The following is a 25,049-nucleotide window of genomic DNA, read 5'->3' on the forward strand; positions in this document are numbered from 1 at the left end:
GGTTAAATATAATCTAAATAATTAAAGTTAAATACATCTAAAATAATATATTTATAAAATAAAAATGAAACAAAATTAATACATGGAACAATTTTTTGAGAAATTCTCGTCTTACGCTTGGGGTTTGCCTTTAGTAATATTATTAATAGGTGGTGGGCTATATCTTTTGGTTTTATCTAAATTTTTACCATTCAGATATATAGGTCATGCCATTCAGGTGCTAAGAGGTAAATATGATGACCCTGATGATCCAGGACAGATCAGTCATTTTAAAGCGTTGTCAACAGCGTTATCTTCGACAATTGGTATGGGAAATATTGCTGGAGTAGCTGTGGCGATTTCTATAGGAGGGCCAGGAGCCATGTTTTGGATGTGGGTAAGTGCTGTTGTAGGGATGTCTACTAAGTTTTTCACGTCGACATTGGCTATTATGTTTAGAGGTAAAGACAGTGCAGGTGTTTTGCAAGGAGGTCCAATGTATTTTATTGTTGAAGGTTTAGGGAAATCATGGAAACCTTTAGCAATCATGTTTAGTTTTTTTGGTATGATTGGTGTTTTACCTGTTGTAAATGTTAATCAATTAACACAAGCCATTAACGATATTGTTTTAATTCCAAATGGAGTTGCTGTTGGTTTTAAAACAAATGTAGTGATTGCATTTATATTGGTAATTTCAACTTCTATTGTTATTATAGGTGGTTTGAAAAGTATAAGTAGTGTTGCATCTAAAATGGTGCCTACTATGGTAATTCTGTACTTTATTTTGGTGTTAATCATTTTGATTGCAAATTATGAAGTAGTCCCAAAATATTTTTTAATGATTTTCACAGATGCATTTGCAGCCGACAATTTTAAAGGAGATCCTTTTCTAGGCGGGCTTTTTGGAGCCTTGGTTTTATTAGGAATTAGACGTGGCGCTTTTTCAAATGAAGCAGGTATTGGTACAGCCCCTATGGCTCATGGAGCCGCTAAAACAGATGAGCCAGTACGTGAAGGTTTAGTAGCTATGTTAGGACCCGCAATAGATACGCTTGTTGTTTGTTCATTAACGGCATTGGCTATTTTAGTAACCGGAGTATGGGAAACTACATCAAACAATGGAGTTAGTTTAACAGCTTCTGCTTTTGAAGCCACTATGCCAGTATATGGTAAATATTTACTTATGGTATGTGTGCTTATTTTTAGTGTTTCATCCTTATTTTCATATTCTTATTATGGAACAAAATGTTTATCCTTTTTAATTGGAGACGATAAAAAGCACTATTTCAATTACTTCTATATATTAAGTATTATTATTGCTGTTATGACTCCGTTTAGCATGATGTTAAACTTAATAGATGGTGTTTTTGCATTAATGGCAATACCTACAATGGTTAGCACATTAATTTTAGCTCCAAAAGTTATTGTGGAGTTTAAAAAATATAAAGCAAAAATTAATTAATATATAATCTATATTAAACTGAATATAAGATTTATTTTAAAGCACTACCTTATCCTAAATTAATTAGTTCTTAAGATAAATTATAGAGATAAGCTGTTTTTTATTTTAAAACAATTTTTTTACTTTTTGTGCTTAATGGTTAATTCTGTTTGATTTTTTGTGCTAAATTAATATATTTATGCTAAAATAATATATATGAATATTGATCTTTGTCCAAACTGTGGTTCAAGTACTTATACTAAAAGCGGAATTATTAATGATCGTCAACGTTATAAATGCAAAAAGTGTGGATATTATTTCTCTGTAAATAAAGTAGGGAAAAAAATTGATGATTATTATGTGAATAAGGCGTTACAGTTATATTTAGAAGGATTAACCTATAGAGAAATTGAACGTATTTTAGGAATCTCTCATGTAAGTATTATGAACTGGGTTAAGAAGTATAATATAAAAAGACCTTTGAATACAAACTATCATCCTACTTATAAAATTTTGAATGGAAATGAGCTTTCAAATTATTTTCAAAACCCAAAAAATTTATCTGGCGCAGGAGTTTTGGTAACCGAGCTTGGTGATAAGTTTATGCTTATAAAATGGGAGCGTTTCAGGGATTAAGTATATTAATTTAACACTTAGATATATTAATTTTTTTTTAACTCTTACTTTTTTGGAGATTAGCATTGCACACAAGACTAATTTTTTAACTAATCATTCAAAATTTTATGAGAAAAAACGTCATTTTATTGTTAGGTTTATGTCTGTATTCCTTTCAGTTTATGTTTTCACAAGGTTCTCCTGATTATTCAGGCGGATTGAAAGTAAAACTTGATGATGATGGTAAAAAGTATTTTAGGATAATATCCTGGGCTCAGGCCCAGGCTACCTATAATGACGATGCACCAGCTGAATCAAGTAAATTGAATTTTAATTTAAGGCGCGCCAGGGTCTTAATGTATGCTCAAATTAATGACAAGTTTTTAATCTTAACTCATTTCGGATTAAATAGCTTAAACAGTTCAACTTTAAATCCAACAGGAAAAGGAGATGGTTCTCAATTATTTTTTCATGATGTTTGGGCTCAGTATAGCTTAGGAAAAAATCATGCAATTGGTGGTGGATTACATTATTTTAATGGTATTTCAAGGCTAAATAACCAAAGTACATTAAACATGATGACCTTAGATAATAATCGTCAGTCATGGTCTACTTTAGGTTTAACAGATCAGTTTGCAAGACATATTGGTGTATTCGCAAAAGGTAAATTTGGAAGTCTTCAATATCGTGTAGCAATAAACGATGCTATTGTCAATGGGCTTGACACTAGAGATCCTTCAACTGGTGGACCAGCCACTTATGCTGGAAAGCGTTTAATAGGTTCAAAAGATGCAGGAAAGGCTTACGCAGGTTATTTTGAATATAATTTTCTTGACCAAGAATCTAATTTCTTGCCATTTAAAGTGGGTTCATACCTAGGCGAGAAAAAGATTTTTAATATTGGAGCTGGTTTCTTTGTACATCCAAGTGGTTCTGTAATTATGGATTCAAATGGAGATTATAAAGGAGAAGATGTTAGTCTTTTGGCTATTGATGCATTTTATGATACACCACTAGGAGATGATGGAAGTGCAATTACTGCCTATGCAACGTATCAAAATAATGATTATGGAAAGGATTATTTATTTAGTGCTTATGGTACCGGTAGTATGGTTTATGGCCATGTAGGTTATGTTTTTGCAGGTGATAAAGCTAAAACAAGATTCCAACCTTACATTTCTTATGCTTCAAACTCTTATGATGCAGTAAGCGATAGTAGAAATATTTTTGGATTAGGAGCTAATGCTTATTTAAGTGGGCACAATTCAAAATTAACTTTAGAATATCAAAACCAGAAGTTTGGAAGTTCAAAAACAGGAACACTTACCCTTCAAGCAATGATTTACTTATAAAAAATAAAACTATGTCAGAAAAACAAAAACATGCAACTGCATACTGGAAAAAGAACTTAAGTTATTTAGTTATTTTATTAACTATATGGTTTTTAGTTTCTTATGGTGCAGGAATATTATTTAAAGATGAATTGAATAATATAAAATTGGGTGGATTTAAACTTGGGTTTTGGTTCGCACAACAAGGTTCTATTTATGTATTCGTAATACTAATTTTCGTTTACGTAAGATTGATGAATAAACTAGATAAAAAATTCGGTTTCGACGAGTAACCCTTAACTAAAAAAACAGAAATTATGAGTGTACAAACATGGACATGGATATTAGTTGGGCTTACTTTCGCCCTATATTTTGGAATTGCAATTTGGGCCAGAGCTGGTTCAACTAAAGAATTCTATGTTGCAGGTGGAGGAGTTTCACCTTTAGCAAATGGTATGGCAACTGCAGCCGACTGGATGAGTGCTGCTTCTTTTATAAGTATGGCAGGTATTATTTCGTTTGCAGGTTATGATGGATCTGTCTATCTTATGGGATGGACAGGTGGTTATGTACTATTAGCGTTACTTTTAGCACCTTACTTAAGGAAATTTGGAAAGTTTACGGTACCAGATTTTATTGGTGACAGATATTATTCACATACAGCGAGAACTGTGGCTGTTATTTGTGCGTTAATTGTTTCATTTACTTATGTTGCAGGACAAATGCGTGGTGTGGGAATTGTATTTTCCCAATTTTTACAAGTTGATATCAATTTAGGAGTAATTATTGGGATGGCAGTTGTGCTTGTTTTTGCCTTTTTAGGAGGCATGAAAGGGATTACCTATACTCAAGTTGCTCAATATTGTGTTTTGATATTCGCTTTTATGGTTCCGGCTATATTTATTTCATTGCAAATGACAGGAAATCCAATACCCCAATTAGGTATGGGAAGTAAAACACATGATGGCGTTTTCTTATTAGATAAGCTAGATACGCTTCATACACAATTAGGCTTTAAAGAATATACTAGTGGAACTAAATCTACTTGGGATGTTTTTGCAATTACTTTAGCACTAATGGTTGGAACTGCAGGATTACCACACGTAATTGTTAGATTCTTTACTGTGCCAAAAGTAAAAGATGCTAGAAAGTCAGCTGGCTTAGCGTTATTATTTATTGCTATATTATATACAACTGCACCTGCAATTGCAGTATTTTCAAGAACCAATCTTATTGAAACAGTAAGTGATAAAGAATATGCTTCAATTCCAGAATGGTTTAAAAACTGGGAAGACACAGGATTAATAGCTTGGAGTGATAAAAATGGTGATGGAAAAATTCAATATATAGAAGGAGCTTCTACTAAAGGAAAACCTGCTTATACTAGCGAAAGAGGTGCCCATGGAGAGCGTTTAGTATCAAATGCTTCTGATGGTGCAAATGAACTATATGTAGATAGAGATATTATGGTATTGGCGAATCCAGAGATTGCTAATTTGCCAAACTGGGTAATTGCTTTAGTAGCAGCCGGTGGATTGGCGGCCGCTTTATCTACAGCTGCAGGTTTATTACTGGTGATTTCAACATCTATTTCTCATGATTTAATTAAAAAACAAATCAAGCCAAATATTTCTGAAAAAGGAGAATTAATGGCAGCTCGTATTGCAATTTTTGTTGCTATTCTTATAGCAGGAATTTTTGGAATTTATCCGCCAGGGTTTGTTGCTGCAGTTGTAGCTTTGGCATTTGGTTTGGCAGCAGCTTCATTCTTCCCAGCTATTATACTTGGAATTTTTGATAAGCGCATGAACAAAGAAGGCGCAATTTCAGGGATGATTGTAGGTATAACACTTATGTTATTTTACATGATTCGTTATAAAACAGGTTTAATTGGTGTTATGGAACCAAGACCAGCAAGCGAATGGTGGTTTGGTACATCGCCAGAAGGTTTTGGTACCGTAGCCATGATTTTAAATGTGATAGTATCTGTAGTTGTTTCAAGATTAACAACACCTCCTCCAACACATGTTCAAGAAATTGTTGAAAGCATAAGAATACCAAGTGGTGCCGGTGAAGCTACTTCACATTAATAGAAACTAATTTAATACCCAAAAACAGTATTGCATTAATTTGTAATACTGTTTTTTTCTTACATTTAGTAAAATTAAAATTTTTCAGAATGAAAAAACGTCATGAACAGAAACTTGTTGTTTTGGCATTAAGTTTATTATTGCTATTTAATGTACCTTTTGTTTTGATTTTCAATTTAGATGGTGCGATTTTCGGATTTCCTACGTTTTATTTTTCATTGTTTTTAATATGGCTTTTATCCATAGTAATTTCCTATATTATTTTAAGTAAGCATTATGAGTAATTATACTTTAATAAGTATTATCATTTGTTATTTAGCGATTTTATTTTATATCGCTTTTTTGGCTGAAAAAAATTCTAAAAGCAAATGGGTAAATAACCCTTTTATATATACGTTATCATTAGCAGTTTACTGTTCTGCATGGACTTACTACGGTAGTGTTGGCATTGCTGCAAATTCAGGAATAAGTTTTTTGCCAATTTATTTAGGCCCTGTAATTGCAGTTCCTTTATGGATAGTTGTTTTAAGAAAGATCATGCGTATATCAAAACAACACAAAATTTCTTCAATTGCAGATTTTGTTTCACTACGTTATGGGAACAATAGGTTTTTAGGAGCTCTCATTACAATGATTTGTGTCTTTGGAATTTTGCCTTATATTTCTTTGCAGCTTAAGGCTATTTCAGAAACTTTTGAAATCATGATTGATGAAACAAGTTATGTTTCAACCAGTATTTTTGATGATACTACATTTTATATTGCAGTACTGTTAGCTGTTTTTGCTGCTTTTTTTGGAACACAAGCAACCGATGCTTCTGAAAAACATCGTGGAATTGTAGTTTCTGTTGCTTTTGAATCGATTTTAAAATTGTTGTTTTTCTTAATAATTGGCATCTATGTAACCTATTATCTTTTTGACGGGACATCTGATATTTATAATAAAATTTCAATAACTCCAAATTTTAAAAGCTTAACCAAAATAAATGGATTAGAAGATGGATTTGATTGGTTTTTTATGATGATGATTTCGTTTATTGCTATTTTTTTATTACCCAGACAGTTTCAAGTTTCAGTTTTAGAAAACAATAGAGAAAAGCATTTAAAACAAGCCATTTGGATGTTTCCTTTGTATTTATTGCTCTTTAACGTTTTTGTAATATTTATAGCTTGGGGTGGAAAACTAACCTTTGGAAATGGAGTAAATGCTGAATACTTTACCTTATTGTTGCCACTTCAAAACAATAATGTGTTTTTAGCATTGTTGGTTTTTTTAGGAGGATTTTCAGCTGTTATTTCCATGGTGGTAGTTTCAACTTTAGCCTTGTCTACAATGGTAAGTAATAATCTAATCATTCCATATGGATTTTTGGATAAGTTTATAGAAGGACATCCAGATAAAAACTCTAATTACATTAAAAATATTCGTCGAATTTCCATTTTTTGCATAATTATTACGGCTTATGCTTTTTATATTAATTTTTCAATTGAACTTTCTTTATACTCAATTGGATTAATATCTTTTGTTGTAATTTCACAATTGGCGCCATCTTTTTTTATTGGGTTGTTTTGGAATCGAGGATCATCAAAAGCGTCAATTATTGGAATTATCGTTGGCTTTATAATTACGGTTTATACATTAGTATTACCATTTACAATAGAAGCTTTTACTGGTATTCATGATTTTACCGACCATGGATTGTTTAATATTTCAGCCTTAAAACCTTATGCACTTTTTGGCATTGATTTTTTATCGCCACCAGCTCATGCATTTTTTTGGAGCATGTCGGCAAATGTGATGTGTTATCTTATTTTTTCATTGACTTCAAAAGGAAATTACAGAGAGCGTAATTATGCCGAAATGTTTGTAGATAGCCGTAATTATTCATCATTGCAAGACAATGCGTTAGTTTGGAAAGGAGAAGCTTATGTGAGAGATATTAAAAATGTACTAAATAAATTTTTAGGTGAAGAACGTGCTCAACGTGCTTTAAATTTGTTTTTTATGAAGTACAAAATTCCTCCAAACACACAAATGGCCGATGCACGATTGATTAATTTTTCCGAAAAACTTTTAACAGGAAGTATTGGTAGTGCATCTGCTAAGATACTTATTGCAAGCGTTGTAAAAGAAGAGCAGGTAAGTTTGGTAGAGGTTTTAAAAATTTTGGAAGAATCAAAAGAAACGATAGCTAGTAATAAAGCACTTCGTGAAAAATCTCAAGAATTAACAAGTCTTGCTTTAAAATTAAAAGAAGCAAATGAAGAGCTAATCAGTAAAGACAAACAAAAAGATGAGTTTTTAGATACTGTTGCTCATGAATTAAAAACACCTGTTACCGGAATTAGAGCAGCTACAGAATTGTTAATGGATGATGATGAGATGCCGTCAGAAATAAAAGAGCAGTTTTTAAATAATATGCTTAATGATTCAGACAGGCTCTCAAGGTTAATTAATAATATTCTTGATTTTGAAAAACTTTCGCGAGGTAGAAATCAACTAAATATAAAGCAGAATGGCATTAAAAATACTGTTAAACAAGCCATAATTGGAGTTAAACAATTGGCTATCAATAAAGGGGTGACAATAATAAACGATAATTTGGTGGACTTTCGTTTTTCTTATGATGAAGACAGAATATTGCAGGTGTTAACCAACCTACTGTCAAACGCTTTAAAGTTTACAGAGCCAAATGTTGGAAAGATCATTGTTGAATATAAAATGATAAATAATTTTGTGGAATTTTATGTTATTGACAATGGGAAAGGAATTGCCGAAGAAGATTTTGACCATATTTTTGATAAATTTTATCAGTCAAAAAACCAGAATACGGTTAAGCCAGAAGGAAGCGGTTTAGGCTTAGCGATTTGCAAACAAATACTTGAACAACATAACGGAAAAATTTGGGCTAAAAAGGGTAATAAAAAAGGCGCAACCTTTGTTTTTATGCTACCTTTTGAGTAAATTGTACACGCTATTATGAAAAAGAAAATTTTAATTGTTGATGATGAACCCAACATCGTGATGACTCTTGAGTATACATTCAAAAAACAAGATTTTGAAGTGTTTATAGCAAGAGATGGAAGCGAAGCATTACATATTTTAGAAAGCAATTGCCCAGATATTGTTTTATTGGATATTATGATGCCAGATGTTGATGGTTATCAAACATTAAAATATATTAAAAGTAAAGAGAGTTTAAAAAAAACCAAAGTGGTTTTTTTAACTGCAAAAAATAAAGCTTCAGATATTGAAAAAGGCTTAAAACTTGGGGCAGACAAATATTTAATCAAGCCGTTTTCAATAAAAAAAATAGTTTCAGAAGTACTTGAACTACTAAATTAATTTTGGTTTTGTGTGCAAACAATCAATGTTTAATTTAAGTAAGTAAAAATGAAATTTCAGTTAAACCCTTTGGCATCAGATATTTTAATAAGTATCTATGCTGTAATTACCTTGTATTTTCGTTTTAAATTAGAAAACAGTACAGAAGTAAGTTTCTTAAATTCTATTGTAATGGGGATTGCTTTTGTAGTCATTATATGGGCACTAATCAAATTAAAAATTTTAAATCCTAATTGGTTTGGTCTGTTTAACTCTAATAAAACCAAGCCATGAAATATCAAGATTTTTATAATAAGAGCATAAAAAAGCCAGAAGATTTCTGGAAAAAACAAGCACAAAATTTAGCGTGGTACAAAGAACCAACAAACATTCTTTCAAAAAATGACGATGGTTATCATCAGTGGTTTGAAGATGGTAAACTCAATTTAAGTTATTTATGTATAGATAAGCATATTGAAGATGGTTTTGGAAGACAAAATGCCATCATTTATGATTCTCCTGTAACCAATTCTAAAGAGATAATTACTTATAATAGATTACATAAAGAGGTATCTAAATTAGCAGGAGCACTTAAAGAAATTGGTTTGAAGAAAGGAGATACAGCAATTATTTATATGCCAATGATTCCACAAGCTGTTTATGCTATGTTGGCATGTGTTAGAATTGGAGTCATTCATTCTGTGGTTTTTGGTGGGTTTGCACCCAATGAGTTAGCAATCAGAATAGACGATTGTAAACCAAAAGTTATTTTAACAGCTTCAAGTGGTATTGAAATAGACAGGATTTTGCCTTACAAGCCATATGTTGATGAAGCGATTAAATTAGCAGAGCATAAACCAAGCAGCGTTATTATCTACCAAAGGCATTTAGGTGCAGATACACCTGGTAAACCATACGATATAGATTATGTTAAAGCCGTGAGTACGGCTACTCCTGTTGATCCGATAGAAGTAGAATCTACACATCCTTCATATATTTTATACACATCTGGAACAACCGGAAAACCTAAAGGAATTATAAGAGATACCGGAGGTTATGCAACAGCTTTAAAGTTTTCTATGAAATATGTTTACGGAGTTGAACAAGGAGATGTTTTTTGGGCTGCAAGTGATGTTGGTTGGGTTGTAGGGCATAGTTATATTGTTTATGGGCCTTTACTAAACAGAAATACTTCTGTATTATTTGAGGGAAAGCCAGTTAGAACTCCAGATTCATCAACATTTTGGCGTATCATTGAAGAGTATAAAGTAAAAGTGATGTTTACCGCACCAACCGCAATTAGAGCTATTAAAAAAGAAGATCCCAATGGAAAATTTATAAAGGAATATGATTTATCAAAACTTAAATATCAGTTTTTAGCAGGTGAGCGTTGTGATGTGTCTACACTCAAGTGGACAGAAGAAAAATTAAAAATACCAGTGATTGATCATTGGTGGCAAACAGAATCTGGTTGGCCTATGTTAGCAAATATGGCTGGAGTAGAATTGGCTAAAGTGAAACCAGGTTCTGCAACTTTCCCTGTTTGCGGATATGATATTCAAATTTTAAGTGATGATGGTGAAATTGTTAATGCAGGAACCGAAGGTTACGTTGCAGTAAAATTACCATTGCCACCAGGAAATTTATTAAACATTTGGGGCAATCCAGAGCGCTTTTTTGCGGGTTATTTAGAACGTTTTCCAGGATATTATTTTTCTGGAGATGGAGGCTACAAAGATAAAGATGGCTATGTTTATATTACCGGTAGAGTAGATGATGTAATAAATGTAGCTGGCCATAGACTCTCAACAGCCGATATGGAAGAAGTTGTGGCTTCTCATGCTTCTGTTGCAGAATGTGCCGTAATAGGAATTCACGATGATCTTAAAGGACAAATTCCATTAGCATTAGCAGTAACAAAATCAGGCAATGAAATTGCCGAATCAGTTATACAAGAAGAAATTGTTTTAAGCGTTAGAAAAAAAATTGGAGCAGTCGCTTCTTTAAGGCAGGTTATTATTGTTGAAAGATTACCAAAAACACGTTCAGGGAAAATTCTTCGTAAATTGTTACGCAGTATTGCAGATCAAGAAGATTACAAGGTACCTTCAACTATTGATGATCCTTTTATTATTGACGAAATAACGCATAAACTAAAAACGCATAAAGTAGGAAAACACTAAAACTAAATTAATTATGAGTAATTACCATATAAAACACTTAGAAGAATATTATCAAGTATATAGAAAATCTGTTAGAGAACCTGAAAATTTTTGGGCTGAGGTTGCTGAAGAGCACTTTATGTGGAGAAAAAAATGGACCAATGTTTTAAAATGGGATTTTAGTATCCCAGAAATTAAATGGTTTGAAGGTGCAAAATTAAATATTACCGAAAATTGTATTGACAGGCATTTAAGAACAAAAGGAGATAAAACAGCCATTATTTTTGAGCCTAACAGTCCAGATGAAGAAGCGCAACATATTACTTATAATCAACTTTACGAGCGTGTTTGTAAAATGGCAAACGTTTTAAAGTCTCAAGGAATTCAAAAAGGAGATCGAGTTTGTATTTATTTACCAATGATTCCAGAATTGGCAATTTCTTTATTGGCATGTGCTAGAATTGGAGCCATTCATTCAGTAGTATTTGCAGGGTTTTCTTCCACAGCATTAGCAACAAGAATTAATGATAGTGAATGTAAGCTGGTAATTGCTTCCGATGGTTCTTTTCGAGGTTCAAAATCCATTGATTTAAAAGGAATTGTTGATGATGCTTTAGATCGTTGCCCATGTGTTGAAAAGGTGTTGGTGGTTAAAAGGACCAATTCAAAAGTAACCATGAAAGAAGGGAGAGACATCTGGATTCAACCTTTATTAGATAACGCTTCTAATGATTGTTATCCAGAAATAATGGATGCTGAAGACCCTTTATTTATTCTTTACACTTCTGGTTCAACTGGAAAACCTAAAGGCATGGTGCATACCACCGCAGGTTATATGGTTTATACAGCTTATACTTTTAAAAATGTATTTCAATATAAAGATGAAGATATTTATTGGTGTACTGCAGATATAGGTTGGATAACTGGGCATAGTTATATAGTCTATGGACCATTGGCAAATGGAGCAACTACTGTTATGTTTGAAGGTGTTCCACATTATCCAGATTTTGGGCGTTTTTGGCAAATCATTGAAAAGCATAAAATAAATCAGTTTTACACAGCGCCAACAGCTATTAGAGCATTAGCTAAACAAAATATTTCTTTTGCAGAAGATCAAGATTTAACATCACTTAGAGTTTTAGGTTCGGTTGGTGAACCTATCAATGAAGAAGCTTGGCATTGGTATAACGACGTAATCGGAAAGAAAAGAAGCCCAATTGTTGATACTTGGTGGCAAACTGAAACGGGAGGTATCATGATTTCTCCTATACCTTTTGTAACACCTACAAAACCAACATATGCAACATTACCTTTTCCTGGGATTCAACCGGTTTTAATGGATGAAGCGGGTGAAGAATTAAAAGGAAATCAAGTAGATGGAAGGTTGTGTATCAAGTATCCTTGGCCTTCTATTGCCAGAACTATTTGGGGAGACCATCAGCGTTATAAAGACACTTATTTCTCTGCTTTTGAAAATAAATACTTTACTGGTGATGGCGCTTTGCGTGATGAAGTTGGATATTACAGAATAACAGGTAGAGTTGATGATGTTATTATTGTTTCAGGACATAATTTAGGTACAGCTCCAATTGAAGATGCAATCAATGAGCATCCAGCGGTAGCAGAATCTGCTATTGTAGGTTTCCCTCACGATATTAAAGGAAATGCTTTATACGGTTTTGTAATTTTGAAAGAAACCGGGGAAGGAAGGGTTCATGATAATGTGCGTAATGAGATTAATCAAATTATTACAGAGCATATTGGGCCAATTGCTAAGTTGGATAAAATTCAATTTACAAGTGGATTGCCAAAAACACGTAGCGGAAAAATTATGCGACGTATTTTACGTAAAATAGCTTGTAAAGATTTTAATAATTTAGGAGATACTTCTACATTACTGAACCCAGAAGTTGTTCAGGAAATTATTGATAATGCTTTATAATTATCAATAATATTAAATAAAAAAAAGCACCTTTTAAGGTGCTTTTTTTATAACAATCCAATTCTTGAAACTGGAGATTCTAACTCATGTAATGTGATTTTCTTTTTGAGTTTTAAATGAGATAAGATTTTCAAAAAAAGCAAAGCTGTTATATAAGCATCACCAGAAGCTGTGTGCCTGTCATGTTGCGGAATATTAAACAGTTTTGCTAAATCATCTAAACTAAAATGACTTTTTGTTGATCTGTCTAAGTCAGTTTTTTTATAGATGTATCCCAAGTCTAAAGCTCTATTCTTTAATTTTGGCAAACCCATTCGCTTTAAAGAAGCGTTTATCATGGCAATATCAAAAGCTGTATGATGAGCAATTAATACTGAGTTTTCAATATAATTCAAAAACAACCTTATAGCTTCTTTTTCCTCAATTTTTGTGCGATTTCCTTCTTTAAGAATACCATGAATCTTTACACTATCATTTTTAAAAACATCTTGACTAAGATAACACTCAATGCTATCTGATATTTTAATAGTATGTTCTGTAATGCCAATAGCACCAATTGATAAAATTCTATCTTCTTTGATGTTTAAACCAGTAGTTTCAGTATCAAACACAACAAATCGTATAGTTTCAATATTGGTATCTTGCTTATTTTTAAAGTGATTTAAATAAGTATTCCAAAAATCTGGATATTCTTTTTTTTTAAACCAAGGCATATTATAAGAATTGTGAAAGGTTAAAACGGACTAAAATCAATTCCTGTATTTCTTTGATAGCTTTAAAGCAGTTTTTTAATTCCAATCGGTTGGCTTTGCTAAGTGATTTTAAATCTATAAATCGCCCAGAATCTTGATGTTTTAAACCTTGTTCTGTTCTAAAACGAAGCAAATTTTTGAATGCCAAAAGACAATCGTTATACAATTCTTTATTTTGAGGCTCAAGCTGAATAAGCTTTTCATACCTTAAAACCGTATTGTTATGCGCTTTTACATTATTTGAAAGAATCAATAATCTTGCTGCATCCACTAAAGGCATCATGGCTCTTGCCTTAATATCAAATTGGTCTTTATGTTCGCCACTTTGTTCAACTAAAAACTGTCTAAAAAAGCTTAATGGTGGTGGATTTTTTAATGCATTTACTCCTAAATGGTTTAAAAATATTTGATGATAATTTATTGATTCAAAAATGTCTTCAGCCATTTTATCAACCAAATTATGATTTCCAAAAGCAAGCTCAAAATCAAAAAATATGGTACATAGCATCAAATTATCTTCATCGGGTGAAGTTATCCATCGTTTAAATTGTTGTTTCCATTCAGAAACAGACAAGCACCATTTAGGGTTGCTAGCCATCATATTTGCCGGACAGAATTCAAACCCAACGGTATTCAAATCATTGTTTATTTTTTTTGAAAGCGCTAAAAAATAGTCTTTAGTTTTCTTTAATTGAGTTTTTGGAACATCGTCAAAAACCAAAGCATTATCCTGATCTGTTAATAATAATTGTTCTTCTCTTCCCTGACTTCCAATAGCTAACCAAGCAAATGTGGTTGGTGGAGGATTTTCCATGCTTTTAATGGCATTTTCAATTATTTTATTGGTAATACTATTGTTTATGGCAGTTATAATTTTTGAAGCAAAAGTTATTGAAATTTGCTGATCAATATAGCGTTTCAATAAATTTTGAGCTCGTAATCGTATTTGCTTTAAATCTTCAATTGATTTTGACCGTTTTACTTCCTTAATTAATACAGAAGCATTATTTTCCCTAATAACTATAATATCATGTTCAGAAAGAATTCCAGTAAGTTCAGAATTTACTGTGCCATCATTTGTAATGCACAAATGTGTGATTCTGTGTTTTAGCATCGCTATTTGCGCTTCTGCAACCGTAATATTTTTTGGATAAGCAATAACTGGAGATGACATTATTTTTGTCACACTTTCATTAATAGAAAATAACCCAGTCGCAATTTTAGTACGTATATCTTTATCTGTTATAATACCAAGCGGTTTGTTTTTTTGAGTAATAACAACTGAACCAACTCTTTTTTCGGTCATTAAAACAGCAGCTTCTTTAATGCTGCTTTCCGGAGAACACGTAATGGGGTTTTTTGAATAATCAGCAGTTTGTTCTTCTAAAAAATCTTGTATTACAGTACCAGTGTGGTTTGGTATTCCTAAAAAATGATGTTCTTGTTTATCATCATTGGTTTTTCGATAATTGGAAACTAAATTTGACATTAAGTACTTACTGGCTTCTGTATTAGAAGCTATATAATCTTCAAATAGAGTTGATGAAATACTATAAACAATACTTTCTTCAATGGCTTTTGCACTTAATAAATAAATTCCTTGACGCATTAAAGCTCTCAAGCCAAAAATATCACCTTCATCACATTCATCAATGAGGTCATTGGTTGCAGTGAACAATCCAATATCACCATCTTTCACAACATAAAATTTATCTTTTACTGGTTCATTTGCCTTAAAAAGAAAACTATCCTTTTCAATGTAATGAACCTCAATAGACTTGCATATTGATAATAAATTATCTGGTATAAGCATGCTAAAAGGAGGAAAACCCTTTAGAAAATCGTAAATACGCTCAGCAATAGTATTCATGCAACCAATTTAGATAAAAATAGATGTACTAACTATGAATTATATCATGTTTTGTGCTAAATAAATATAGTTTTCTAAGTTGAGGTTTAAACTATTTTAAAGTCTAACAGCAATTCACCTTCAATATATGATTGTATTATTAACATCAAATGTTTTTATGAATTTTAGTTTTTTATGTAGTAAAAACTTGAAATATGCTTTTTTGTTTAAAAGAATTTTAACGTCTTTTTTACAAGTAGTATGTCATTTTTTTATACCTTATGACTGTAAAAAACAAAAGCTATTATGTTAAAAATAAACGCTTATGCTACAAACCAGGCTGGAGCAAAACTAGAAAAATTTCAATATGAATTGCCAAATATTGGTAATGAAGAAGTAGATATTAAGGTGCACTATTGTGGAGTTTGCCATTCAGATTTAAGTATGATTAATAATGATTGGGGCATGACACAATATCCGTTAGTTCCTGGACATGAAATAGTTGGGGAAGTCATTGCTTTAGGCAGCGAGGTTAAAGGCCTTAAAATAGGCGATAAAGTGGGTATGGGCTGGTATTCTGCATCATGTATGCATTGTAACCAATGTATGGATGGAAATCAACATTTATGTGGTAGTGCAGAAGGCACTATAGTTGGACGCCACGGTGGTTTTGCAGATGCAGTAAGAGGGCATTGGTCGTGGGTTACTTTATTGCCTAAAGGATTGGATATGTCAAAAGCAGGACCCTTATTTTGTGGAGGTATTACCGTGTTTAACCCAATAGTTTTATCAGGTGTGCAACCAACCGATAAAGTAGGGGTGATTGGTGTTGGAGGTTTGGGGCATATGGCTATTAAGTTTTTAAAAGCTTGGGGTTGCGAGGTTACAGCTTTTAGTTCAAACCCCAATAAGAAAGACGAAATATTAAAAATGGGTGCACATCATGTAGTAGATTCTATAAATCCTGATGCGTTGCAAGGTATTGCTGGCTCATTAAATTTTATATTAAACACCACAAATGTAACTTTAGATTGGAACTCCTTTTTAACTACTTTAGCACCACAAGGTAAATTGCATACGGTTGGTGCTGTTTTAGAACCTATGGCTATTCCTGCATTTAGTATGATTATGGGCGAAAAATCTGTTGGCGGAAGTCCGTTAGGCAGTATTGCATTAACCCGTAAAATGTTGGAATTTTGTGTACGGCACAATATTTATCCTACAGTTGAAGAATTTAAAATGGAAGATGTAAATAAAGCGATGCAACACTTAGAAGAAGGAAAAGCTCGTTTTAGAATTGTACTTAAAGCTTAATTAATTTAATTTTATTCGATATGGCAAAGTCACACGACGCTAAGAAAACCGTAAAAAAAGAAGCTGTCTTAAGTCCAAAGGAAAAGAAAGCTGCAAAAATTGCTAAAAAAGCCAAGCGAACTTAGTTTTGTTTCTTTTTAAAAGTTAAAAAACACTCTTTTTAGAGTGTTTTTTGTTTTAATATTTATAAAAAATAAGATATTCAATTACTTATATAAACATATCAAATTTTAATTTAAAGGAATAGAAACTCCAAAGGCTACTGCACCAGAAAACTGTTCCACACTTGGTTGAAAATAATACAGAAGGCCAATATCAAAGTTATGTTTGCGTCCTAATTCCAATCCTAGAGAGAAAGGGATATGTAGAATTAATCCACTTTTATTTATATCAGCAAATGGTGTAAAAGTTTCAAATGAACCTATTGAGGCACCAACTCCAACTTCAAAATATGGAGCAACCCAAGGAATTGGTATGGCAACTCTGGCTTTTCCTCCAATTAAAAATGCATTTGAAGTTACTTTGTAAATAGTAGGGTTTTCGTTTAAGTCTTTTCCGTTTGATTTTGTCAAAATCAGTCCAGCATATGACCTTATGTCTATCCATTTGGAAGGTCAAGCACATATTCGCCTAGTAAATAAAATCCAGAGCCAACTACATCTATATCATCATAAGGAGCACTCAATCCGTAACCTATTGAAATATCAACAGTTTTTTCTTTTATTAATTGAGCTTTTGCTTGAACAGTAGCCAAAACTATCAAAATTAATATTATAGTTTTTCTCATAATATATTATAAAGTGTTTTTTGTGTAGTTTCGTTTTATAAGTTGGATTGCACTAGCAAATTTTTATATCATTGTTGTGTGTCGTTTTTCCTTTCCGCATGTTATGTTTTTCACATCAGACCTGATTCTGACATCATTTCAATTCTTAAATATGTCATCCATCTTCGTATAATTCTCTTTTTTGGTAAACATTTTCAATTCTTTAATCAAGTCTATGGTTGTTGCAGGCTGTAACGGGAATTTATGTTTGGTCAATAAACTTTTTAAAGCCAAATTAATTTTCTCTTCGCCAATCAACAAATACAATTCATACATTTTTACCAGACCCTTGTTATATATGGTATTGGTGTTATTTGGATTTGATTTATATAAAGGCTCTTCGCCACTAAAAGCTTTTTCACTATCATACATGTTTTGATGAAGCCTGACCATTTCTAACATTTTTTCTATACCATATTCGTTTTTGTAGAGCATTAATTGTGTGTATTGAGCTAGTGTTTCAGTAAGCACACCGCTACCTTCTCTATAGTCGGGGTTTAGCTGTGCATTACCCCACCATTGATGTGACAATTCGTGTCCTGCCAATTCATTGATAATATCGTGACCTTCACCTTGCGATAAGTTTAAATGAAATTGTGTTTCATTGATAAAAATGGTTGCAGGATAAGCTGTTGCAGCAAAACCTCTCGTAAAAGAACTTATTTCGGCAAAGCGAATGGTTTTGTAAGGGTATTCCCTAAAATGTGTTTCACAATACTGCAATGTTTTTTTGATGCTGTTGATTAAATGTGAAATATTTTGATGGTGTTTGGGGTCGTAAAATATTTCTATGGCAATATCATGATAGTTCAATTTTTGAATGGCATATTTTGCTGATGAAACTGCAAATCGGAACGGAATATTATGGGTTCTATAATGAAAATAATTTCGGTTGCTCTTTGAATAGTTATTTACCAATTCTCCAACTGAAATTGCCGTTTGGTTAATCGAAGTTGAAACAACAGCATCAAGATTTATAAATTCATAATTGTATGGATTTGCCAACGGCGTATCTACTTTTGTAAGTGACTCCTGTAATGGCAATTCTCGTTTCTTTCGCTCTAATTCATCTTCAATTTCATTGTCAAAGTTATAACCAACAGATGGAAAATAATTGCTAATGCGCATAAAAGCACCATTTTCTACAATGGCATTAAATGATTGATGGCCTTTTGAAGGTTCTATTTTATATTCAAATTTAAAGCCAATTGAAATACTGTCATTGGCTAACAATTTTTGTTTTGTCTTGAATAGATATTGCCCAAATTCTTCATCTTTTTTTACTAAAGTTAATTGTGATGAAGTTATAAAATTCCAAGTGATTTCATTTGATGTATTGATTAAAACTTCTGAAATTTCTTCTTGTGTTTTGTTGACCAGAATGTATGTTCCTTCAACTTTATAACTATTCTCCTCGGGAAATAAATCGATGCTGGTTTTTACATCGGTAATACTGGGTTGAGGTTTGTTTTTATAGGAGTTATATTTTTCTTCATAATGCTGTTGCCAGTTCATCAGAATTTCTTTGGAAACACCACCACTTTTGGTCATCATATAAATGCCAGATAGTAGCATTACTATAAAAGGTAAAATCAAAATAGTAAATGATTTCCGTTTTGTTTTCAAAACCGATTTGTTCAAAAAAAGAATAGCCAAAACAGAAAGTAGTATTGCAAAAGACAAACTGTACAACATAGTAACTGAAAATACTTTTGGGTAATATCCAAGACCATTTATATCGCTAAAAGCATCGGGCAAAAAATTGGCAAAGCGGAGTAGAGGATGTTTAAATCCAAATGCTTTTCCCAAAGAAGAATTTGTCAAAACCAAAAAGACGGCACAAACAGAAAGGGCAATGTATTTGTTTTTTAGAATGTATTGAAAAGTAATAATAACAAGGCCACAAAGCGATGCAGGCAAACCAATGAAATAGAATAAAGACAAATAAGCACTCCAATCTATGATTGGATATTGAAAAATAGCCTGAAACAGCACACCTAAAACAATACTAAAAAATATCAAAATCAACGAAATGATAGATACCATACCAAATTTTGAAATGAACAAAGCCGAGTTTGAATAGGGTGTTGAATTTTCGATAGATAAAAAATTGACACTTTTACTTTTCCAAACCAATTCACTTCCATAAAAAAGCATTGCCAACAACAAAATGGAAGGAATTGTTGCGAGAATTGTATTAATCATTAAAGTTGTAGTAACAAAATATTGTGGCAATCGGATACCTCCTACGATTGCTCCGTACATTTCCATGCCAACTATAAATAGGGTTATGGCAACTAGTAAAACAAAAGGAATACTTTTTATGGTTGATTTTAAATCTATTTTTAAAAAAGACACAATTGTTGAGATGAAATATTTTTTTCCGTTTGATTTTGTTATCGTTTTAGTATAAACATATTTTCTGTCTATTAATTCGTTGATGGTTTCAACTTTCTTTTTTGGTTTGTTTGAATTTTTGAATTGGAAGCGTTTATATACAGTATAAAAAATGGTAAGAGCCAATAAAATAATTGCAATTCTGTTGAACAACAAATTTTCTGATAGTTGCAAAACCATTGTGTTTTTTTGTAATGCCGTCCAATATTGGGTTTGTTCAAAAAAAGCGACCATGCCGAATGGGTCTAACTTTGACGATATGCTCATTGCATTATCTGAAACAGGAGAAGCACCAGCAAATAATGGCGAATTTGAAAAAATGGAAACTACCATATACAGCACATAAATGCCCAATCCACTTAAAGAAATAAGCATTTTATTTTTGCTAAACCAGGCGGTGCAACAAACTATAACGGTACATAAAAAGATATTGGGCAGCACGATTATCAAAAAGGAATTCAGATAATAATTAAAATGAAAAATCCCCCATTTTTCGCTGTTGTCCATTTTTATAAAATGCCCAAGCATATAGCCAATTATAAATAGCAGGAATGTAAATACAGCCATTCCAAAAACCAATAAAAATCGACTCACAAAATAGTTTCTGATGGTAATTGGTGTTGCATAAAGTATCTGTTCAAAGTGATTGTCTTGTTCCCTCAATAAACTTTGAGAAGCCATGATTACAATAGGAAAAAGGCTTGCCAAAGAAAACAACCCCAATATGAAATTGATGGCATAAGGAGAATTATATTTGATGTTTGGAAATGCAATACCCGCAGAAGTTCCAACCAAAATGCCAAACCCAAGAAATGACAATAGCATGACATAAAATGAAATCTTACGACTATAAAATTTCCATTCGAAAAAAATTAAATGACGTAACATCTTATTGTGGTTTTTGTAATGTGGTGAAATAAACATCTTCTAAATCGGCTTCCGTTTGTGTAAATCCATTAAGCGGATTTTCATTGTCAAAAACTTTAATACTTAATTTGCCAGCTTGCAATTGGGTAGAAATAATCTTATACTGATTTTGATATTCAAGAAGTTTATTTTTATCAATGTACTTCTTCCAAACTTTGCCATTAATTTCGGCAATAAATTGTTCGGGGTTACCAGTTAACAGTAATTCTCCTTTGTTGATAATTGCCATTTGTGTACAAAGATTTCTAACATCCTCGACCAAGTGTGTAGATAGAATGACTATGATGTTTTCGCCAATTTCACTTAACAAATTGTTGAAGCGGTTTCGTTCTTCGGGGTCTAAACCAGCTGTTGGTTCATCTACAATAATAATCTTTGGACTGCCTAAAAGTGCTTGGGCAACGCCAAATCGCTGACGCATTCCGCCACTGAAAGTACTAACGGCTTTGTTTTTTTGTTCAAATAGATTAGTTTTTTCGAGCAGTGCCAATATTTGTTCTTTTCGAGCCCCTTTATCATTCAATCCTTTTAAAATGGCCAAGTGATTGAGCAGGTCATAAGCCGAAATATTTTGATAAACACCTAAATCTTGAGGTAAATAGCCCAATTGTTTTTTGATGAATGCCGGATTTTTAACAATGTCTTCACCATTGAATAAAATTGAACCATTATCGGGTTGTTGCAAGCCAACTATGGTTTTCATTAAGGTAGATTTGCCTGCACCATTTGGTCCCAATAGGCCAAACATTCCATTTTCTATTTCAAGCGTAATATTGCCCAATGCTTTCATACCATTGGCATACGTTTTTGTGAGATTTTTGATTTTTAAACTGTTCATCTTTTGATTGATTCATTATAATATTTAGACATAGTATTATTTGTCAACTTCCTTTAAGTAGTTGGTATTTAATAGATATAATTGATTTGGATTTTATTCTTCTACATACTCCATAATGTCGCCTGGTTGACATTCCAATGCTTTGCAAATAGCTTCTAAAGTATCAAACCGAAACCCTTTGGCTTTTCCCGTTTTTAGTATAGATAAATTAGCAGGTGTAATGTTTAGAATTTCCGCCAATTCTTTGCTTTGCATTTTTCGTTTGGCAAGCATAACGTCTATGTTTATTACTATTGCCATAACTATATGTATAAATCTTGTTCATTCTGTAAATTGACGCCTTGCTTAAAAATGGCATATAAGAAATAAGCAAACACACCCAGAAAAAAGTGAATTACAGCAACCCATTCCAATCCTTCTTCTATATTACCAGCAAAAACATAGGCTAATAGAATGGCTAATGATGGAACGAATATATTTGCCAAACAAAACCATTTTAATTGTTTTATCCCATATTCGGTAAACAATTTGGGTTGCTTAAAAACATTAAAGACATTGCTTACCAACAAAAAGAAAACACTGTAAAGACCAAGTGGAATTAGGAGATTAAAAATTTTGTAGCCCCAATTGTTCTCGCCAAGTAAAAATGGTGTCTTGGTAAAGGGATAACAGACAGCAAAGTTTTTTCCGTTATCTTGGTTGATGTAACCCCATTCGGTCAGTACTGAAAAGAGTGAATAAACTGTAACCAAAATATATGATATGGTTACTATTCTTGTGATATAGAATAAAATTGTAGAAATGAGTTTGACATTCTTCATCTGACAAAATTTTAATTTATTACTGCAAATAAACAAATAATTATCGTATTACAATAATTATTTATCAAAATAATTATTATTTCGGGTGAAGTATTGATTTTTTTGACAAACTTTTTTAGAAGATATTTTTGGGTGATTTTTTAGAAGCGTGTCTTTTTTTCTTCCAATAGTACTTTTTTTACGTCAGATTTTATTAAAATGTTTTGTGCTTTAATCACGAAACTTCGAGACGATTTAATACGCTCTCAATTTCATTCCGTTAGATTTTTCATTGTCGGTAGGATTTTTAGAAGTAGGCTAGAACCAAGCAATTATTTTTACACGGTGTTACAAAACGTTTTATTTACTCAATAATTATTTCTGTTAAACCACAGCTTTTTGGAATATAAATTTTCTTACCAGTTTTTATAAAATCAATTAGTTTTTCAGTATATCTTAATTTTCCGAAATAATCGGTATAATATATTTCTTTTATTAATCCCATTGGTGTCTTTTTATTTAATATCCATTTTTCATATAGGTTAAGATTTCTGAAAAGAGGTAAATTGAAATTTGATGATTTATCTATAATTAAATAAGTAGTTCCAATTTTTTTTCTTTTTCTTTTTTTTGAATTACTATAACTGTATTTATAATGATTAAAAGACACATTATTAATTAATGTATCTTTTAATTTGACAAGATCAAAATCATCTTTCTTTAAGTGATTAATACTTAAGGGATCTGCTAATCCTCTAATATCCCTACAATTCATATTAATCAAATCAGCGTCATTTAAATTTGATTTTAAGACTACAGCCTTTGAAATAAGTTTTCTTTTGTGGTCTTGAAAAACGAGGTTATAATTTAAACTATCTTCTTCAGTGATAACCGCATAATATTCGTTCTGTTTTGAATTAATTAAAAAATATCCTTTCACATTTCGCTCAGAAACTTTATAACCTTGTTTCCTAATTTTGACTGGCTTTTCGTAACGTATCATTGCATCATATTCCATTATATAATCAAAATCATATAGTTTTTGTGAATAACTAATGGTAAATGTTAAACTAAATAGTAAAATCAGAGTTTTCATTAATAATGTTTAGTAATGTGATTGTGTTGAATTTCGTTACGTAAATTAAGACAAAAGAGATAAAAAAGAAACAAATTAAGGGAATGCGAGGATTTTCCGATAGGAAAGTCAGAAGAATGAATTATATACGGTGCTAGAAGCTGGCTTTTATTCATTCCACTTTAATAGTACATCAGCAACACTTTGATGAACTTTCTCTGCCAATAATGTGGCAAGTGCAGAATCGTCTAATAGATTTTTTTGACTTTTTAATTCTTGCCAAAGGTTCTGGAATGCGGTAATTCCGCCTACATCATATATGTTTCCTGCAGCCATATGCCATCGGCATTGATACCATCCATAGTTATTGGGATATTGTTGGCCGATTACGTCGTAATTGGACTCCAGTTGTTCTAGGGTTGTGTATTTTAATTCTTCCTTATTTGCAGACGACACGACCATTTTTGGGAAAATTGTTAAGGCTGGTAACAACTCAGGCTCCTTTTCTGCTATGTAGGTATGAAGAAGAATATTTGCAAATAATTCTCCCATCCATTTACGTTGCATAGTAAGTTCGCCTTGGCTATGAAAAGCATGTCCTAATTCGTGAATAGCCAATAGGTCAAAAAAGCTCCGCATTGTCAATGAATGGTTTTTGTCGGAATATGTATTTGAAATTTCTTGAGTAAGCTCAGACGGTAATTTGTCTAATGGTGGAATAAAGCTTTTCCAAAAGGCATTGTCATCAGAAGCGACAATTAGCGTTTGAGAATCATTATAATGTGGCATTCCGTAAACAGGAAAGTTGGTATATTTATTCCAATCGGCTGGTGATAACACTAATAAAGTAACTGAAGGCTTAAAATTAATAAGTGATTTATAAAATGATATTACACTATCACAACGTATAGCCATTATTTCAGCCTGCTCTTTTGAATCTTTACTAAAGTAAGTATTTGTATTATGCCCTGCCAAATGATTCAGATTTTCAAAAGATTGAGCATGTATTTTAGATAAATGCACAAATAGCAAAATACATAAGCCTATAAGTATTGATTTGCTGTGGTTTTCAATTGGTTTCATTGCCTGTTGATATAAAGTTTAAACGTGTTCAGTTTGGGTCAAACTTGTCGCTAACTGGTTTATATTATTAGTTGCGTGGTTAAGCACCTAATTTAGTAAATAAAACCGAATAGACACGAGTGCAGTAAACTGGCTGTGCAATTTTAGTAAGTAGGCTTACTTTTATTTCTAATATTTTAAAGTTTTTTTGCCTTTTTCTACTATTGAACCTTCAAGTCTGTTTTTTGAACTTTTTAATCAATTTGGATTTTTTAATCACTCATACATTTGCCATATCAAAATAATTATTAATCATTCTAATAAA

22 protein-coding genes are annotated in these 25,049 nt (G+C 32.0%); 12 read left to right on the plus strand and 10 right to left on the minus strand.

Features of this window, described 5'->3' with window-relative positions; translation table 11 throughout:
• Positions 1-82 precede the first annotated feature (82 nt).
• The 11 genes from V8G69_RS11140 to acs all read left to right on the plus strand — a co-directional run bounded on the left by V8G69_RS11140 (position 83) and on the right by acs (position 12,884).
• A complete protein-coding gene (locus tag V8G69_RS11140; RefSeq protein ID WP_394882005.1) occupies positions 83-1,441 on the plus strand; it encodes an alanine/glycine:cation symporter family protein in 1,359 nt (452 codons plus the stop codon).
• Between the two features lie 195 nt (positions 1,442-1,636).
• On the plus strand, positions 1,637-2,056 hold the full coding sequence (locus V8G69_RS11145) for a helix-turn-helix domain-containing protein (RefSeq protein WP_394882006.1): 420 nt from the start codon (positions 1,637-1,639) through the stop codon (positions 2,054-2,056).
• Between the two features lie 107 nt (positions 2,057-2,163).
• Positions 2,164-3,387 (plus strand): hypothetical protein, encoded by a 1,224-nt coding sequence (locus tag V8G69_RS11150; RefSeq protein ID WP_394882007.1) that lies wholly within the window; start codon positions 2,164-2,166, stop codon positions 3,385-3,387.
• An 11-nt stretch (positions 3,388-3,398) separates the two neighbouring features.
• Complete coding sequence (locus tag V8G69_RS11155; RefSeq protein WP_331633516.1) at positions 3,399-3,659, plus strand: DUF4212 domain-containing protein; 261 nt, start codon at positions 3,399-3,401, stop codon at positions 3,657-3,659.
• A gap of 24 nt (positions 3,660-3,683) precedes the next feature.
• Positions 3,684-5,456 (plus strand): sodium:solute symporter family protein, encoded by a 1,773-nt coding sequence (locus V8G69_RS11160; protein ID WP_394882008.1) that lies wholly within the window; start codon positions 3,684-3,686, stop codon positions 5,454-5,456.
• An 89-nt stretch (positions 5,457-5,545) separates the two neighbouring features.
• Entirely contained in the window at positions 5,546-5,740 is a 195-nt protein-coding gene (locus tag V8G69_RS11165; RefSeq protein ID WP_394882009.1) for a hypothetical protein, read from the plus strand.
• Positions 5,733-8,420: an ATP-binding protein gene (locus tag V8G69_RS11170; protein WP_394882010.1), complete on the plus strand. Its 2,688-nt coding sequence runs from the start codon at positions 5,733-5,735 to the stop codon at positions 8,418-8,420. Before V8G69_RS11165 ends, V8G69_RS11170 begins: the two co-directional genes overlap by 8 nt.
• Positions 8,421-8,435: 15 nt before the next feature.
• Positions 8,436-8,801, plus strand: coding sequence for a response regulator transcription factor (locus tag V8G69_RS11175; RefSeq protein WP_394882011.1), 366 nt, complete (start codon positions 8,436-8,438; stop codon positions 8,799-8,801).
• 48 nt (positions 8,802-8,849) lie between these two features.
• The gene (locus V8G69_RS11180) at positions 8,850-9,074 is read left to right on the plus strand and encodes a hypothetical protein (protein ID WP_394882012.1); all 225 of its coding nucleotides are present in this window, start codon (positions 8,850-8,852) and stop codon (positions 9,072-9,074) included.
• The gene (locus V8G69_RS11185; RefSeq protein WP_394882013.1) at positions 9,071-10,963 is read left to right on the plus strand and encodes an acetate--CoA ligase; all 1,893 of its coding nucleotides are present in this window, start codon (positions 9,071-9,073) and stop codon (positions 10,961-10,963) included. Before V8G69_RS11180 ends, V8G69_RS11185 begins: the two co-directional genes overlap by 4 nt.
• Positions 10,964-10,976: 13 nt before the next feature.
• A complete protein-coding gene (gene acs, locus V8G69_RS11190) occupies positions 10,977-12,884 on the plus strand; it encodes an acetate--CoA ligase (protein WP_394882014.1) in 1,908 nt (635 codons plus the stop codon).
• Positions 12,885-12,931: 47 nt separating this feature from the next.
• Here acs and V8G69_RS11195 read toward each other — a convergent pair whose 3' ends face one another.
• Together V8G69_RS11195 and V8G69_RS11200 are read right to left on the minus strand one after the other, a co-directional pair.
• Positions 12,932-13,597: a PolC-type DNA polymerase III gene (locus tag V8G69_RS11195; RefSeq protein ID WP_394882016.1), complete on the minus strand. Its 666-nt coding sequence runs from the start codon at positions 13,595-13,597 to the stop codon at positions 12,932-12,934.
• Between the two features lies 1 nt (position 13,598).
• Complete coding sequence (locus V8G69_RS11200) at positions 13,599-15,506, minus strand: DUF294 nucleotidyltransferase-like domain-containing protein (RefSeq protein WP_394882017.1); 1,908 nt, start codon at positions 15,504-15,506, stop codon at positions 13,599-13,601.
• 285 nt (positions 15,507-15,791) lie between these two features.
• Between V8G69_RS11200 and V8G69_RS11205 the strand changes: the two genes are divergently transcribed.
• Positions 15,792-16,799, plus strand: a complete 1,008-nt coding sequence (locus V8G69_RS11205; protein WP_394882018.1) for an NAD(P)-dependent alcohol dehydrogenase — start codon at positions 15,792-15,794, stop codon at positions 16,797-16,799.
• Positions 16,800-17,029: 230 nt separating this feature from the next.
• On the opposite strand, the gene V8G69_RS11210 is transcribed toward V8G69_RS11205, so the two are convergent.
• The 8 genes from V8G69_RS11210 to V8G69_RS11245 all read right to left on the minus strand — a co-directional run bounded on the left by V8G69_RS11210 (position 17,030) and on the right by V8G69_RS11245 (position 24,745).
• The gene (locus V8G69_RS11210) at positions 17,030-17,371 is read right to left on the minus strand and encodes a hypothetical protein (RefSeq protein ID WP_394882020.1); all 342 of its coding nucleotides are present in this window, start codon (positions 17,369-17,371) and stop codon (positions 17,030-17,032) included.
• Positions 17,372-17,397: 26 nt separating this feature from the next.
• Positions 17,398-17,586 carry a hypothetical protein gene (locus tag V8G69_RS11215; RefSeq protein ID WP_394882021.1) on the minus strand — a complete coding sequence of 63 codons (189 nt, stop codon included), beginning with the start codon at positions 17,584-17,586 and terminating at the stop codon, positions 17,398-17,400.
• 138 nt (positions 17,587-17,724) lie between these two features.
• On the minus strand, positions 17,725-20,847 hold the full coding sequence (locus V8G69_RS11220) for a M1 family aminopeptidase (RefSeq protein ID WP_394882022.1): 3,123 nt from the start codon (positions 20,845-20,847) through the stop codon (positions 17,725-17,727).
• A 64-nt stretch (positions 20,848-20,911) separates the two neighbouring features.
• Positions 20,912-21,787 (minus strand): ABC transporter ATP-binding protein, encoded by an 876-nt coding sequence (locus V8G69_RS11225; protein ID WP_394882023.1) that lies wholly within the window; start codon positions 21,785-21,787, stop codon positions 20,912-20,914.
• A gap of 93 nt (positions 21,788-21,880) precedes the next feature.
• Positions 21,881-22,087, minus strand: a complete 207-nt coding sequence (locus V8G69_RS11230) for a helix-turn-helix domain-containing protein (protein ID WP_394882024.1) — start codon at positions 22,085-22,087, stop codon at positions 21,881-21,883.
• 2 nt (positions 22,088-22,089) lie between these two features.
• Entirely contained in the window at positions 22,090-22,608 is a 519-nt protein-coding gene (locus tag V8G69_RS11235) for a DUF2975 domain-containing protein (RefSeq protein WP_394882025.1), read from the minus strand.
• 343 nt (positions 22,609-22,951) lie between these two features.
• Positions 22,952-23,683, minus strand: a complete 732-nt coding sequence (locus V8G69_RS11240) for a hypothetical protein (RefSeq protein WP_394882027.1) — start codon at positions 23,681-23,683, stop codon at positions 22,952-22,954.
• 147 nt (positions 23,684-23,830) lie between these two features.
• Entirely contained in the window at positions 23,831-24,745 is a 915-nt protein-coding gene (locus V8G69_RS11245; protein ID WP_394882028.1) for a hypothetical protein, read from the minus strand.
• Between the last annotated feature and the right edge of the window lie 304 nt (positions 24,746-25,049).

Source organism: Gaetbulibacter sp. M235 (assembly GCF_043876835.1).
Lineage (GTDB): Bacteria > Bacteroidota > Bacteroidia > Flavobacteriales > Flavobacteriaceae > Yeosuana.